At 66.0% G+C, this 14517-nt stretch carries 15 protein-coding genes; 4 read left to right on the top strand and 11 right to left on the bottom strand.

The genetic code is table 11. The features are described from left to right. Position 1: 1 nt before the first annotated feature. The 8 genes from WJM96_RS16225 to WJM96_RS16190 form a co-directional block, all read right to left on the bottom strand. Positions 2-1153 (bottom strand): hypothetical protein, encoded by a 1152-nt coding sequence (locus tag WJM96_RS16225; protein ID WP_424813561.1) that lies wholly within the window; start codon positions 1151-1153, stop codon positions 2-4. After that, a complete protein-coding gene (locus tag WJM96_RS16220) occupies positions 1074-2450 on the bottom strand; it encodes a phage portal protein (RefSeq protein ID WP_424813560.1) in 1377 nt (458 codons plus the stop codon). Before WJM96_RS16220 ends, WJM96_RS16225 begins: the two co-directional genes overlap by 80 nt. Positions 2451-2452: 2 nt before the next feature. Beyond that, a complete protein-coding gene (locus tag WJM96_RS16215; protein WP_424813559.1) occupies positions 2453-2680 on the bottom strand; it encodes a hypothetical protein in 228 nt (75 codons plus the stop codon). 62 nt (positions 2681-2742) lie between these two features. Beyond that, complete coding sequence (locus tag WJM96_RS16210) at positions 2743-4650, bottom strand: phage major capsid protein (protein ID WP_424813558.1); 1908 nt, start codon at positions 4648-4650, stop codon at positions 2743-2745. An 11-nt stretch (positions 4651-4661) separates the two neighbouring features. Beyond that, positions 4662-6470 (bottom strand): terminase large subunit, encoded by a 1809-nt coding sequence (locus WJM96_RS16205; protein WP_424813557.1) that lies wholly within the window; start codon positions 6468-6470, stop codon positions 4662-4664. Then, positions 6424-6873 carry a P27 family phage terminase small subunit gene (locus tag WJM96_RS16200; protein WP_424813556.1) on the bottom strand — a complete coding sequence of 150 codons (450 nt, stop codon included), beginning with the start codon at positions 6871-6873 and terminating at the stop codon, positions 6424-6426. Before WJM96_RS16200 ends, WJM96_RS16205 begins: the two co-directional genes overlap by 47 nt. A 169-nt stretch (positions 6874-7042) precedes the next feature. Continuing rightward, complete coding sequence (locus WJM96_RS16195; protein WP_424813555.1) at positions 7043-7366, bottom strand: HNH endonuclease; 324 nt, start codon at positions 7364-7366, stop codon at positions 7043-7045. Positions 7367-7461: 95 nt separating this feature from the next. Further along, positions 7462-8049 (bottom strand): hypothetical protein, encoded by a 588-nt coding sequence (locus WJM96_RS16190; RefSeq protein ID WP_424813554.1) that lies wholly within the window; start codon positions 8047-8049, stop codon positions 7462-7464. Here WJM96_RS16190 and WJM96_RS16185 point away from each other — a divergent pair. Both WJM96_RS16185 and WJM96_RS16180 read left to right on the top strand, forming a co-directional pair. Further along, positions 8048-8416 carry a hypothetical protein gene (locus WJM96_RS16185; protein WP_424813553.1) on the top strand — a complete coding sequence of 123 codons (369 nt, stop codon included), beginning with the start codon at positions 8048-8050 and terminating at the stop codon, positions 8414-8416. The two genes, WJM96_RS16190 and WJM96_RS16185, sit on opposite strands and share 2 nt — an antisense overlap. A gap of 3 nt (positions 8417-8419) precedes the next feature. Next, on the top strand, positions 8420-8848 hold the full coding sequence (locus WJM96_RS16180; RefSeq protein ID WP_424813552.1) for a hypothetical protein: 429 nt from the start codon (positions 8420-8422) through the stop codon (positions 8846-8848). 214 nt (positions 8849-9062) lie between these two features. Here the strand turns inward: WJM96_RS16180 and WJM96_RS16175 are convergent, their stop codons facing one another. Together WJM96_RS16175 and WJM96_RS16170 are read right to left on the bottom strand one after the other, a co-directional pair. Beyond that, on the bottom strand, positions 9063-11534 hold the full coding sequence (locus tag WJM96_RS16175) for a topoisomerase (RefSeq protein ID WP_424813551.1): 2472 nt from the start codon (positions 11532-11534) through the stop codon (positions 9063-9065). Positions 11535-11539: 5 nt separating this feature from the next. Next, positions 11540-12847 (bottom strand): ATP-dependent DNA helicase, encoded by a 1308-nt coding sequence (locus WJM96_RS16170; protein WP_424813550.1) that lies wholly within the window; start codon positions 12845-12847, stop codon positions 11540-11542. A 146-nt stretch (positions 12848-12993) separates the two neighbouring features. Between WJM96_RS16170 and WJM96_RS16165 the strand changes: the two genes are divergently transcribed. Continuing rightward, positions 12994-13254, top strand: coding sequence for a hypothetical protein (locus WJM96_RS16165; RefSeq protein ID WP_424813549.1), 261 nt, complete (start codon positions 12994-12996; stop codon positions 13252-13254). A gap of 184 nt (positions 13255-13438) precedes the next feature. Here WJM96_RS16165 and WJM96_RS16160 read toward each other — a convergent pair whose 3' ends face one another. Continuing rightward, on the bottom strand, positions 13439-13681 hold the full coding sequence (locus WJM96_RS16160; RefSeq protein ID WP_424813548.1) for a helix-turn-helix domain-containing protein: 243 nt from the start codon (positions 13679-13681) through the stop codon (positions 13439-13441). Positions 13682-13768: 87 nt separating this feature from the next. On the opposite strand from WJM96_RS16160, the gene WJM96_RS16155 reads away from it, so the two are divergent. Beyond that, on the top strand, positions 13769-14503 hold the full coding sequence (locus tag WJM96_RS16155) for a S24 family peptidase (RefSeq protein ID WP_424813547.1): 735 nt from the start codon (positions 13769-13771) through the stop codon (positions 14501-14503). Positions 14504-14517 lie beyond the last annotated feature (14 nt).

The raw sequence follows: 14517 nt of genomic DNA, 5'->3' as shown, positions 1-14517 counted from the left end.
GTCAGCCGAGCTTGCTTAGAAGCGGGTAGAGATCGGCCGTCACGGTCGAGCCATCTGCGTGGCTGAGCGTCATCAACCCCTCCCTGTCGATGTCCAAGGCTATGACAGACGGCCCCGGCTCGCCCCGCTGTCCTGGCAGCCCGCGCTCGCCGGGCTGCCCGCGCTTGCCCTGAGCGGCAATCATCTGCCAGCCATCGCCGGGGCACGGTCCCGGATTATCACGGCGCGCCACGAAGGCAGCTCCGTTGAGCGCGACAACGTCCAGCCGCTCATAGCTCTCGGCCTCGCCCCAGGTCCCGCGCACCGAGAAGGATCCGCCATCCTGACCGTTCGCGCCGGGCGCCGCGATGCAGATCCAGTCCTCGTGCGGAGGCGCGCGCGCTGTGTCGCGCTGCGCCTGCCACGTACCGCCGTCGTGGGCGACGACCGCGCCCTCGTAGTGGATGCGATCGGACCATGCTCGCACCAGAGGCAGCTTGCCGGCGGGGCCTTCCGGCCCGCGCTCGCCCTCGCGGCCTGGGGCGCCGTCCTGGCCATCGACTCCGTCCCGGCCAGGCACTCCATCAATCCCGTCGCGGCCATCAATTCCGTCCTGGCCATCGCGACCATCGCGCCCCGGAGCGGGAGGGTTGGCTTCCAGCCAGCGGGCCGCTGCTGCGGCAACCTGATCCTCCGTGATGACAGGCGCGTCCTGACCATCGCGGCCAGGCTCCCCCTGCTCACCTCGAGGCCCGGGCTCCCCAGGAGCGCCGTCCCTGCCAGGTGCTGGCGGATGGACGGACAGGTAGCGAGCGACGGCCTCGTCTAGTTGGGCATCGGAGACCGCCTCAGCATCCCGGCCATCCGTGCCGTCCCGACCATCGCGGCCTGCCGCGCCGTCCACCCCGTCTCGGCCATCCCGCAAGCCCGCCAGCCGCTCGCGAACCATCTCCTCCATCCGAGCGACCAGGGCGACATTCTCGGCCCGCAGCTCCGCGATGGCAGCACGGGATTGCGCCGCCATCAGCTCGCGCTCGCGGCGCCACTCTCGGCGCTGTCCGGCGATCACATGGCCTAAAGCATCCCTTAGGGCATCAAGCGGGGACACGGCGCTCGATTTCATCTGCCGCGCGGAGGAGGTCTGCTGCGTCGATGCCTCGATCATCGTCTGCATCGCCGTTCTCCTCCTGGCCAGACGACGCCGGCGCTGGGGCGGGCTGCGTCGGCTTCATCTCGGTTCCGAAGCTCAGCGGCACGACTTGCTGCTGCACGCGCGGCATGGCTCCATGGCCGCCCGGTGTCACGGGCAAATCGAGCTCGTTACGTGCCTCGTCCGAAGAGTGCATGCCGCTGATGACGCTGCGCGCGAGCCCCTCGATCTGCTCCTTGAAATTGCTGCGGAGCAGCGCCTTCGTATCAAACTCAAGGTACTCATCCGGCATGCCCTGCAGGCGGAAGAGCAATCCGAACGCCTCTTCGATGTGGTTGAGCGCAAAGCCCAGTCCCGACGCCTTCCAGGACGACATGAGGGCTTCGGTCGAGGCAAAGGGCGTGCTGCCGATGCCGAGGATCTGTAGTGGAATGCGGAAGGCGAGCGCGACATTCTGCTCGCTCATCTTCAGCATCTCGGCAAGCTGACCGTCATCCGCGTTGCCGGTGACAGGCTTCGCCTTCAGGCCCCAGGCCAGGATCGGCGTCCCACCGGCATTCTCGCCACGGGTCTGCTCGTTCCAACGCTCGCGAAGCTCACGGGTCTGCTGGCCGGTCAGCTGCTGGTCTGTCTCCAGCATGAAGCTCGGGCGCGCCTGGTTGAGATAGTAGGTCACCTGCTGGCTCAACGCCGCTCCGGCGAGCTCCAGGTCCAGCGTGGTCGATAGGATGGGACTCAGCCCCTTGAGTGGGTGCCGGGGCGTGTGAAGGCGGACATGCAGGACGTCGCGCGCCGGGATCGGCGCGGACAGGTCGAACCGCCGCTCCACCACCTCATTGCCGCCGAGGTCATAGAAGATCGAGCCGTCCTCGGCGACGAGGGCATATCCGGTGCGCATCAGGTGGAGTTCGGCGATCTCGCCTCGATTGTTCCGAACCGCCAGCGCGAAAGCTTCGCCGTGGCTGTAGAGGCGGCGGGTCAGATTCAGCAGCCAGTCGCTGATCGACTGGTAATCGTTCGGCCGGCGGATCACCCGGCTCAACGCGGAACCCGGTACGCGCTCGCGGCCGCCGTTCGGCAGCTTCCGCCAGTGGTCGCCGGGGCACATGGCCACCGTCTGCGCGTAGGCTGAGACGCAGGCCTCCACCATAGCGCTTCGCTCGCCATAGGGCTGCAGCGAGTGGCCCATCTGCCAGAAGTTCAGGAACCGTCCGGCGGAGGCCGAGATTAGGCCGTCGGAAAGGACATAGGGCCCCGGACGGTATTGGCCCTCGCGAGAGCGGGTCAACGCCCTGTAGGTGCGCGTGAGCCAGTTCGCCATGGTCAGCGGGTCTTGTACTCGGCGCCGCCGGCGGCCTTCATCTCGCGGCTGTCCTCTTCAGCCCCGGGATGTCCATTGCCATCGCTGTCGTCCGCCTCCAGCTCGCCCTCGGGCTCATGGGGCTTGCGGCCGCCCAGCTTCGCCGCATCGTTCTGCGCCTGGGTCGGGTACGGGGTCAGATCCTCGTCCTGCGCTTCAGAGGCATCGGTGTTCGTCGGCTTCTTCGCCATGGCATTGTCCTCCTTCCGGGGCGGATATGGGAGGGGTCGGCTACCCGGCCCCTCCCGGTTCATCACCAGGTCACGGACTGCGTCCACGCGACCACGCCGCTGCGCCGGAGGGCCCAGTTCATCGGCAGGATCATGCGAATGGCCAGGGTGTCCGTCTGGAAGAGCGACCTGATCGGCGCAGCGACGGTGTTGGGCGTGCCGGTCGCGCTGATGGCGAGCGGGGTGGTATCCTCCATGTGCAGGGTCGCCTGGTCCGACACGTCGAAGCGTGGCTCATCCCCGGTCACGCTGACAAAATCCGCGGCGTCCACCAGGAAAACCATCCCCGCCGTCACCGTCGGCGACTGGATCACCGGGTAGCCCTGCAGCGTTCCCCGGCCGAGTTCCGCCTGGAAGGGGAAATCTCCGCCGGCATTCTGCGTCAGGCTGATGGCGACCGCCTGAACCGGATTCATGATCCAGACGGGCGCCCGCATGTTGCCGTTGGTGGCGGTGATCAGGGCGCCCACCAGCGCCTTGATGTCGCCGACCAGGGCCGCGAAGCCACCGCCCGACGTCGCGGTGATGGCCGCGATGCCATTGCGGATGCCGGCGGGCCGGATGGAGCTGGCGGCCGTGGCATCGAGCAGGACCGTGTCGATGGCGACCGCGGTATCCTCCTGCATCGCATCGCGGATGAGGCCCTCGATGGCAGGCGTCGAATGTTCGGCGATCTCTCGCGTGAAGGTTGAGATCACCGCCATCTTCTTGGGCGTCAGGCTCTGCGAGGTGAATGCACCCTGGCGCACGGGGATGGCAGCCCCCTCCCCGACGAACGAGCCGGCGATCGTCGGCGTGGCGCTTCGCGACGGGATGCTTACCACGCCCGCCCGGCCGAAATTCAAGCGAAGGCCGCGCGAGGCCAGGCCCGGGTACACCGAGGCCGGCATCAGGTCCTGCATGAAGTCGGCATTCACCGTCTCCACGAGCTGCGATGCCCAACCGGAAGTGGTCGTGGTCGCCGGAGCGCTAGCGGCCCGGGTCAGCACCTCCGTGATGATCTTCGTCGGCTCGTCGTCGCCGTAGCGCTCCTGCCGAAGTTCATCGATTGGACGTCGCGTCACATGAGCCAGCACGCGCAAGGTGGCCGCCCTGTAGGCGAGGAACTTGGGCGAGGCCTTCGGCGCGGCAGGCACCGTCAGGGGCCGCCGCGGGCCGCCGGCTTCGCCCCCGGGGGCGCGAGCCTCCACGGTCGTCGCTAGCCGCGCTTCGGATGCCTTCAGCGCATTGAGCGTGCGCTCCGCCGCCTCGACGTCGCTGTTGAGCGCCTCGACGGCGTCGACGTCAAGCGTGTCGGCGCCGCTGAGCTCGGCGAGCTTGTCGCGCTTCGCGTTCAGGTCCTGCTGCGCATCCTCGATGCGCTGGGAGAGGGTCTTCATGGATTTGGCTTTCAGGTTGGAAGGCAAGGGATTGGCGTGCCCGCCACTGGCCGCGCGGCCCTGGCCTCCTTCGGCATGCTCGCCAAAGGCCAGGGACAGCGTTTCGGGTGAGATGTTGAGGCTTCGCGCGAGGGCGAGCGCATTGGTGTTGGAGCCGACCGAGACCAGGGAACACTCCATCAGTTCCTGACGCTCGAAGTCGAACTCGCTCTTGCCGGGGACGCCGTATTCCAGAACGGAAAAGCCGACCGACACGGCGCGGAGGATGCCCTGCTCGACCAGCGCCACCAGTTCGTCGATGCGCTGGCTGGTGCCCTTTTTCGCGAGGACCAGCCGCCCCAGCAGCTTACCGCCCTCGGCGCGGACGTTCTCCCAGCGACCGATCGGATCGCGGCTGGAATGCCCAAAAAGGGCGATCGGGTTGCGGTTGAAGGCGGACAGCTCCCAGCCGTCCGGGTTGATCCGCGTCCCATGCCGGTCGAGGCTTCCATCCGACAGGACGAAGTCCAGGCCCTTGCCCTCGGAGACCGAGGCACGATGCTCAAGTTCCATGGTGCCTCCGTTCAGGCGATCATCGCGGCTGTGTCGACCGTCAGGGCCATCTCACCAGCCGTTGCAGCGCCCAGCGCCATGGCAATGGCGACCATTCCGTCGATGCGACCGCGGCTGCGCTTCTTGTCGAACCAGCGGTTGCCCTGGCCATCGCTGTTCAGCATCGAGTTGGCCGAGCACCAGCGGGTGACCGGGCTGTCGTCGATCTTGATACTGCCGTCTGATATCTGGTCCTCGAGCGCCTGGACCGATCGCGGCATCCAGAGCTGCCGGTCAGAGAACAGCCCCCTCGCCCCTTGAGCGTGCCGGATCATCATCAGGCCCGAGCCGGCAGGCTCATTCGGCCCCTTGAACTCCCAGCACGGAAAACTCGCCTCCTCCGCCGCGTCGCGGAAGTCCTGGAAATGCGCCAGGTCGAAGGCCAGGGCTTTCACATCGTGCTTCGCCACGAGATCGCGGACGGCACCGACGATGAACCCCATCCGAATGGTCTGCCCCGGGATCGCGTTGAGCGCACCATCGGTCGCCCAGCTAAGGTAGGGCGCCTTGTCCTCTGCCGTGGCAGCAGCGAGCGTGGCGCGAGGCTTCCAGTAGAAGACCTTGGCTCGGAACTGGCCGTCTGGAAGCTTCCATACCGCGGCCAGGGCCGTGAGGTCGTTGCGCCGGGACGGATCAATGCCGAGCCAGCACGGGTAGCCACGCATCTCCTCGGGGTCGACGTCCGACAGCGTGGCGTCCCAGAGATCCTCCTCGATCCAGTATTCGGACGACCCGACCGGCACGCCGAAGAACAGCCTCAGGACGGAGTTGCGCGCCGAAGCCATGCCGGCTGCCTTGTTTACCCGCGCCCTGACGTTCTCGATCGGAAAGGTGATGCCAAGGGCCGGAAGTGATTTCTGCCAGCAAGACTCGTCCGCGAATGGGTCGTCGCCAGGGTCGGTCCTGGCGATGAAAGCGAAGCTCGTGTCGTCCTTGAAGGTGCCCTTGACGACGTTCTGGTACTGCTCACTGAACTCAGTGCCGACGAGCTGGTCGGCGGCCGGCGTGTTGGTGCCGAGGCACATCAGCGGATCGCCCGGCATCTTCGTGATTGCCTCTTCCCAGAGGTTGATGGCGTCGGCCGTCTTGAACTCGTGGATCTCGTCCGCCGCCACCATGACCGGTCGCGGGCCTGACACGCTGTCGCCATCCGCGAGCGCCGTGAAGGATGATCCGGTCTCCGGGTGCTCGATCTTCCAGGCCATCTCGCCCGTACCGCGGATCAATACCTCGCCGCGCCCCTCGAGGGTGTCCCCCTCCTCCTCGCCGGGGATCTGCGCCCGGCACATGCCGACGGCATCTTTGAACAGCACGTTTGCCTGCTGCTTGGTGCCGGCGATCGCGTAGACCTCGGCGCGGCGGATGCCGCAGAAGCCCATCTTGTAGAGACCCAGCCCCGCCATCAGCGGACTCTTGGCCTGGCCTTTGCCGGTTTCGAGGTAGGCCGTCCGGAACCGGCAAAGCCCGCTATCGAGACGCCAGCCGAAGAGATTTCCGACCGTGAAGAGATGCCAAGGCAGCAGATGGAAGGGCTTCCCCTCCAACTCGCCCGCCGTGATGGTGAACACGGCCGGGAAAAAGTCGATGGCTCGCTGCGCCAGCTCCGGACGCCAGTGCAGGCCGCGAGCTGGGCCGTCGCGCAGATCCTTCAGATGGCGCTCTGCCGCGTGCCGAACCAACTCGCCCGCGATGATGAGCCCGGAGACGACATCCTGCGCCCAGGCCGTTGTGGGGTCAGCCGCGCGCGACGGGCTTGAGGTAGGTGTCTGCCGCCGTCGCACGCTTCACCTTCCGCTGCGCCTTGCCGGCCGCCGCGCGCCGGCGCGGGTTCAGGCAAAGTTCCATCTCCTGGGTCGTGGCGTCGCCATCGGCCTGCCGCATCTCGACTTGCCAGAGGCTCAGCATCGACACGCCGGTTTTCGACTTCACGACCGCGCCCTCGGCCATCACCATCATCGCAGCGACGTCGTAGCGGACGTAGGCGAGCACGAGACGCTGGATCGTGTGGCGATTCACCGCGGCCAGCGTACCGGCTTCGCGGAGCTCGCTCGTGACCCGAACCCACTCCGTGTGCGCCATGGCACGCAGCGTGCCATGGCGCTTGTCCTCACGAACCGGGATCAGCAGCTTCCAGTCCGGCTCCTCGACGTCTGCCCCCGGACCGTTGAGGACGTTCAGGCTCATCGACCGCCACCAGAGGGGCCCTTACCCCCCCTCTGGTTTTGCGTGGCGCTGAAATTGGAGCTCCCCGAACGGTCTGCACCCCATGCGGCCAGGGATTGAGACCCCCCCTCCCCCATGCCAGCCGCGCATGCATGTGACCATCGCGTGGCCTGATCGTTGAGGTATGCCGTCATGTCGCAGCTCTGGCGCGCCGCCAGGGATGGCCTGGATCGATCGGCCGGCCCGATGCCTCGCAGCCCTTGAAGGTCACTTCGCCTGGACGGCGACCGAAGCCGCCATCCTTGCGGGCCGTCTTCTCCGAATGATGGGAGTGGCAAAGCGCCTGGAAGTTCCGGGGATCCAGCGCCGCTCCACCGCGGCGCCGTGGGACCTTGTGATCGACGTGAGTTGCGGGCTCGCCGCAGGACAGGACTTCGCAGCGGGGATGCCGGGTGAGGTATCCCGCGCGAGCGTCGAGCCAGGCGGCCGAGCGGTAGAAGGGATCACCCGGCATGAGCGGAGCCCCCAAATGAAAACGCCCGGCGGCCTGTTCGGCTCCGGGCGCAGCAATCGACGATGGGGATTTGTGGTCTTACGTGCCGCGCCGTGTCAAGCGGCATTCTTGACGGGGTAGCCGTAGTGCTCGGCGAGGCGGTCCAGGGCGGCCATCAGGTATCCCGATGCCCGATCACGATGCCAGCCCTTGCATTCGGCCCAGCCCTCGACGGTCCCGGTGGAGAGCACGCACCACGCCAAGGCGCCTGAGAGCATGATGCCAACGGCCTGCTCTGCGGCACGGTAATCGGACAAGCATCCCAGCTGCGCGATGGGCAGGCCAGTCGGCGCGGCGCGGTTGAATGAGATGCGCGTGAGATGCCGATCCTTCGCGCCCAGCACGCCCCGCTCGTAGGCGGTGAGGAAGCGCGTCGCAGCGTCGTGGTGCCCCTGCTCGATGGCACCTTTGGACAGCCACACATCCGGCAGCCACTGCACCCGCGCGCGGCGGATGGTCCGGTTTGGGTGAGCGGGATCCGCGGCCGTCTCTATGACGCGCGATGGATGGAGGCGGGGCCGGCCCTTGCGGTCGACGATCTTCGGCCCGAGATCGTTTGCCGTCCCGGTCTTCTCAGGCTTCGACCTCATCGCCTCAGCCAACTGCTTCGCGGCTCGGCGCGCCTTGCTCGACAAGTCCGTCATGATGACCACCCTGTCTCAGGAAAAATCTGCCGCAGAGGGCGTCGCCCGAAACCGCGACGCTGAGCCGCCGTTCATGGGAGGCTGCCCCGAAAGGAAAAAGAAGATGAGCGAGCCGCTTTCCCCCAAAGACGACCCGCACGAGGAAATCGCCTACCTGAAGGGTCGTGTCGAAGCGCTGATGAAGGAGCAGGTCGCGCCGGCGGTCGGCGCCATGGCCGGCCAGGCGGAAGCCATAGCCCGGAGTGCGCGGAACCAGGTCGAGGAATGCAGGGACCGCGTCGTCAGCTACACGACGGAGAAGCCGCTGACGGCCCTCGGTATCGCCGTAGCCACAGGCTTCGTCCTGGCGCATCTGTGTCGGCGCTGACCCATGCGCAGCGTGGAGTTGCTGCGCGTCGCGGCTGAAGCGGAGGTCCTCCGGCTTAAGCGCGAGGCTGTAAGCACGGCCCGGCGCACCATCTTTCTGATCGGCGCCGGCATCTTCGGCTTCGCAGCCATCGGCTTTCTGCACGGCGCAGCCTGGATATGGCTCAGACGCGCCGAAGGGCCTCTGACGGCCACGCTTGGCGTAGGCGGTCTCGATCTGGCAATCGCCCTGCTCCTGCTTTTCCTCGCTCGCGGCCGCACCGACCCGGTTGCGAAGGAGGCGGAGTACATCCGCCGGGCTTCGCTGCTGCGCCTGCGCCAGCAGCCTCCCAGTGAGTGGCTGAGCGCGGCCATCGGTGATCGCGGTTCGGCCTATATGCTTGGCGGCATCATCGCGGAGCAGCTGGTCCGTATCTTCAGCCGACGACGCTGAGGTTTCAGCGGCCGGATTTGCACCTAGTGGGTTTGGTGGGCTTCGTGGGTCCGCTGCACTCAGACTCCAATAACTGTCAGTGCCAAAAAATGGGTCTGACAGTTTCCGCGCGTAGGGTTTTCCAACCCCTCGAAACCCACCAAACCCACCACGCCAGGGCTCTGGCAGTTCCAGTCCCCTAACCTGGACAGCCGTTCGAAAGCCCGTCCGACCTTCAGCCATAGGCCACCTGCCATCGGACCAAGCCGCCCGTTCCTTTGGTGTCGGCTCGCTTGAACCGTCGCTTGGCGACGATCACGCCTTCGTACTTCTTCAGGGCATTCCCAAATCGTCGTGTGTTGATCTCTCCGCGCTCCTCAAATGCCGCGCGAAGAAGCTCGCGTAGTGCGGGATGCCGATATTCCGCTGGGTTCATGTCGTGCTTTTCGTTGACCGCCTTGATGATCTGCTGGACTGTCAGAGCTTGTTCGCCCAACGCCTGGTGCCAAACGGACAGCATTTCACTCAGCTCGCTCGTCTCCGGATCGTCCTTCCTCGCCTCCTCCATAGAGTCGGCCGGGTCCGAGCAGCCCAGCCAAACGAGCGCCGAGCGGACGGTGTTGGACCAATCCTCGAACGATGCAATCGGCTTCAACAGGCCGGGCCGACCGGCCTCGATGTAGGCCCGCACGATGATCAGGCACGCGCTGACGTACCGCCCCCTGTTGCCCAGAACTTCGCGAACAGGATCTCCTTTGAACTCCCTTAGCTCCGGGCGCTCCATGTTGGCGTCAAGAGAACACACGACCGTTCGTCGCACCATGTCACCGCGGACACGCAGGTTGTTCCCTGTGGCGAAGAAAGTGGCACGACTCTCGACCTCGAAGATGTCCGACTTGCCGAGAAGCCGGATGCGGATAATGGGCCGCTCAATCGCCTGGCAGAGCAGATCGCCGCCGAGCTCCCCATTCACGTTGTCGAGAGAGCATATAGGGTAGCCGCCCATGAGCAGGCCTACGAGCCGCTTCTCCGTCTCCCCCTCGTCGTCAGGCGCCGCGCTGGTCACAGGGCAAGGCTGGCCGGTACAGATCGCGCTGACCGTGTCAGCCATGTAGCTTTTGCCGGTGCCGGCCGTGTGCGCCTTAATGGCATGCATGGGGGCAACAGGCATGGCGCCGCGCGCCACCGGGGTGATCAGCCCAGACAGGGCCACGGACCTGCTGACGGCGTCGATGAAGGGAAACTCGTCGAGCAGGCTGTTGAGGGCGGCCAGTGCCCGCTCCGCGAGCTCGCGCGTCGGATTGGCGACGCCAGGATGGAGCGCGAGGTTCGGATCTGGAACGAGGAATAGCCGGGTCGCCTCGTCGTACCCCGGCTCGGCAAGGATACTTCCGTCGGCGCGTAGGGTGGGGGTGGTGATGACGCCGGCGATACGGGGGAAGGTCCATTGCCCCGAGCGGGCCAGGATGGTTTCCGCAACCGATTTTGGCGGATTGATCTGGACCCAGGATTCGCTCCGGCCGTCGAAGCGCTCCCAGACTGCCGAGCTGCATAGATTGTCCACCATTCCAGCCTGGGTGATCTCGATCAGGCAAGCCGAGAGCGCCGTGCGTCCACGCGCAGCGGTCACCTCCTGGGCGGCCGGCCGCACGAGCTTCTTTCCGCGCTGAAAGATGTTCTTGCCGGCACGGATTAGCGCTGCCTCGCCGGCCGATGCCTCGAGGTGCAGGTCTCCGCCGCGGACACGAATAGTGGGAACGTCGGCAGTGCCGTAGCGCTGCTGCAGGTCGTCATCGCTGCGCGAACTCAATCCTTCGGCCGCGGGAGCGTCGGCTGCCATCGCCAGTAGCTGTTCAGCCGTGCCGCCTGCCTCGATCCAGTCCGACACGTCACCTTTCAGCGGCAGATCGGGCAGCATTAGAATCTTCAGGCTGGCTGCGACGCCGCGAAGGCTGCGGGCCACCTCAGCGGCATGATCCTGTCCGGGCAGCACCGGCCGGCCGTCAGGGTGAAAGCGCGGATTGCCCTCCGGGTCCTTCGCCTGGGGGTCATTATCCGGCAGGATCACGACGTGGCGGTCCTTCAGCCACCAGGCATGTTCTGCGCGCCATTTCCCGGCACCGCCGGCGTTGCAGGTGGCAGTCAGGCCGAGGCCACGTAGCCGGTCGATGTCCTTTTCGCCCTCGGCGACGAAGACGACGGTATCGGCGCCGGAAGCGAGCAGTTCCGGAAGCCTGTACGGCAGCTTGGGCAGGCCCTTAACCCGCCACGTCCATCCGCCCCGACCATCCGGCTGCCGCTGCCGGAAGTCCTTTGGGTCCTTATGCCGCGTGACCTGGAAGACGAGCTCGCCGGTCTGGTCGAGGTAGTCGTAGATCGCGACGATGGGTCCCAGACGAGGCCTCGACGTCTGCCCGCTGTCGGACCGTTTCACGCCGATCGAGGAGTCGATGTTGCTGGCCAGCCAGTCAATGGCCGCGCCGTTCACCAGGCCCGTGCGCGACCTGATGAGGTCCAGCACGCCGCCGCCCTCGCCGGCTTCATGGTCGTACCAGGTGCCGGCCTTGTCGCCAGCAATCTCGACCGCCACGCTGCCGCGCCCACCAAAACGTAAAGTGTTCCTGTCGGATAGTTCGGAGTTGGGCTCGCCCAGGAGGCGCCGGGCCACGGGCTCGATGAGGCCAGGGAAGTTGATGTCGTCGCGCATTCCTCTCACGCCCCTACAAGGACGAGAGCCCGGCTGGGCCGGGTCGCCGCGACGTAGAGCATCTGCTGCATTTCCAGCGGATTGCTGGCGGCCCGGCGGCGGATATCGGGGATATCCACGAAGGCATTGCGGAACGTGCTGCCCTGGGACGTGTGGACGGTCATGGCGTAGATGGACTGCAGGTTCGCCAGGGATTCCTTGAATTCGAACAGATGCTCCCAGCGATCACGACAACCGGCGGTCGCTTCGTCCGTGATGCGGGCGATAACCCGTTGATAGGCTGCCGCATCGGCCACCATCTCGACGGGGACCGGGCCGAAGTCCTTCCGCAGGAGCGTGACGCGCCAGGTCGGAACCGTCGCCATCCAGCCAGCGCAGTCACCCGATTTGCAGATGTAGTGCTCGATGGAGCTTCGCTCGATGCCGTTGACCTCTGCCTCCTCGTTCGTGCTGAAGAGGACGGTCTTGTCGAGCAGGATAGGCTTGCGGATCAGGGCGAATTCGCCGGGCACGAACGGTACGAGCGCGCGGTCACCGTAGCGCCATCGCCGAATCTTCTGATTGACTTCGTGCACGCGCGCGTTCGTCCAGGCTAGATAACGGAAGTTGTCGGGGTTTTCCTCGAAGGCCGGGGAAAGAAAGCCCTGCCTCATCCAATCGTCGGCGGCGGCGCCTGGTAGGTAGACACCGAGCGGGGGCACGGCGGCCGACCTGCACCACGACCAGTCCACTGGCTTTCCCTGCCCCTCACGGATCGCGTGAGCGGCAGCCAGCAGCGGGTTTTCGGCGGATTGCCGGACGATGGTGCTGAGGTGGCTGCGCCGCTTGACCTCAAAGGCCTGGGAGGCCGCTTCTCCGACGGGCGGCAGCTGCGCGGGGTCGCCGACGAACAGCACGAAGCTGAGCGGAAGGTGACGCCTGATATGGGCCATCAGGTCTTCGCCCAGCATGCTGCATTCATCGATCACGACCACGTCCGTCGTGACGGCTTGCGCCCTTTTGTCCCGGACGTAGACCTCGCGGTCGGCCTGGATTTTCGGCCGCAGGCCTAGGAGCGAGAAGACAGTCAGGCAGGGCACCTCCTCGATTTTCGCTTCCTGCAGCTTGCGCTTGAGCACGGCGACCGCCTTGTGCGTCGGCGCTGTCAGCGCGACGCGCAAGCCGCGCATTCGCCAGGAATGCGTCAACCTCTGCATCAGGAAGGTCTTGCCGGAGCCGGCGTAGCCGGTCAGGAGATAGCGCTCGCCCCGGCCGGTTGCGGCGAGGATTTCGTCATGAGCGCGCCGCTGATCTTCCGTGAGACCGCTAGTCATTTCGTGGGCTCATCGGCGCGCGGTCTTGAAGGCGCTCAGCCTGTTCGAGGCACCATCGGCCGGCCGCTGCCAAGCGTTCGCTGCCGTTCAGAGCCGTTGATGACAGCTTCAGCAGCGCCGCGCCGAGGCGGCTCCAGACCCATACCATGCGCGTCCTCGATTTCGTGAAGGTGCTGCTGCGCGCGGGCGATCCGGGCGCGAAGGATTTCCGCGCGCGCCTGCTGCGCGGCGATGTACTCGGCAGCGTCGATACGGCCGGCGGTGCCCTCGGCGAGGCTGCGGGCCCGACGTTCCGTGATGCCGACGCGACGGGCAAAGAGGAGCAGGCCCCGCTCGCGGCCGTACTCGTTCGTCCATTCTCTGACAGCGGCTTGGGTGGAATGCGCCACGTTCGTGGCCAGCTCTGACAACCTCATGTCGTCGCTCCATGCGAAGAAGGGGCATGGAGGCGCTCACTCTCACCCGACCGGATTTGATACAGGGCGCAGCGGTTGCCGCCGTCTGCGCCCTCCTCCTGAGCCACTTCTTGGGCAATTCGCCACGGCCTTCCGGCTCGGATCTGCCCATATTTGATGTCGGCTGTCGGCACGTTCATTGCCCCGCCTCGCAGCGCGTTGGCCTGCCTCGGCCTTGATCGACCGGCGGCGCGACGATGAAGAAGTCGTTCGGCGTGACCTGGCCACCCGACATGTGGAGGATCGTCGTCATGTCCTTCTGTCGGGGCCGGCGCCACTTGTTCCGCCAACGGTTCACGGTGTTCTCCGCAACCCCCAAGCGGGCAGCCAAGGCGACGTTCGTAAGGCCCTCAGCGGCCATCCAGGCGGAAAGCTCCATGCCCCACTGATACCACTATGGTATCTGGCAATGCAATACCGAAACGGAGCGAGACCCCCGAGCGATCCATCCCGTATTGGTATTAAGATGTCGTCGAACCACTTTCCGAACCGAATACGCGAGTTCCGCCTTCAACGCGGCTGGTCGGCCAGTCATCTCGGCCAGCTCGCCGGCGGGATGGCTGGCCCGACGGTTACGCGGCTTGAGACCGGCGAGCGCAGGTTGAAGTACGACCAGGCGCAGGCCTTGGCTCGGGCCCTCGAGGTCAGCGTGGAAGCGTTGATCGATCCCAACATCGCCGTTGCCCTGCAAGCGCGCCCCGTCGCGTCGGAGCCGCCAGCCAAGTCGAACGCGCGGCTTGCGGGAGAGGTGAACGTGCCGACGATTGGGTCCATGAGCCGGGATTTGCCAATCTACGGCACGGCCGCCGGAAGCGAGGGTGAAGGCGCGTTCTTCCTCAACTTCGGGGACGTCGTTGACCGGGCCTATCGACCGCCAAGCCTGCAGGGCAATGCCAAGGCGTACGGGCTCTACGTCGAAGGCCAGAGCATGGTACCGGCATTCGACCATGGCGCTTTCGTGGTCGCCGATCCGACGAAAAAGGTTCGCCCCGGGGACAATGTGGTGGTTATCGTGCTCCAGGGAGACAAGGAGCATGCGGAGCCGATGGCTTTCGTGAAGGAATTTGTGAAACTGACCACTACCCAGCTTCACTTGCGCCAGCACAACCCGTCCAAGGTATTGGTGTTCCCTGTGTCGCGAATCGTGCCCGGCTCGATGCACCGGCTTCTGACCCTGGCGGAACTGATGGGGGTGGGGTGAACTTCTTCCCTCGG

The organism is Roseococcus sp. YIM B11640 (assembly GCF_049727625.1).
Classification (GTDB): Bacteria; Pseudomonadota; Alphaproteobacteria; order Acetobacterales; family Acetobacteraceae; genus Roseococcus.
The sequence above is the reverse complement of the archived record's forward strand: the minus strand, read 5'-3'. Positions and strand labels throughout refer to the sequence as shown.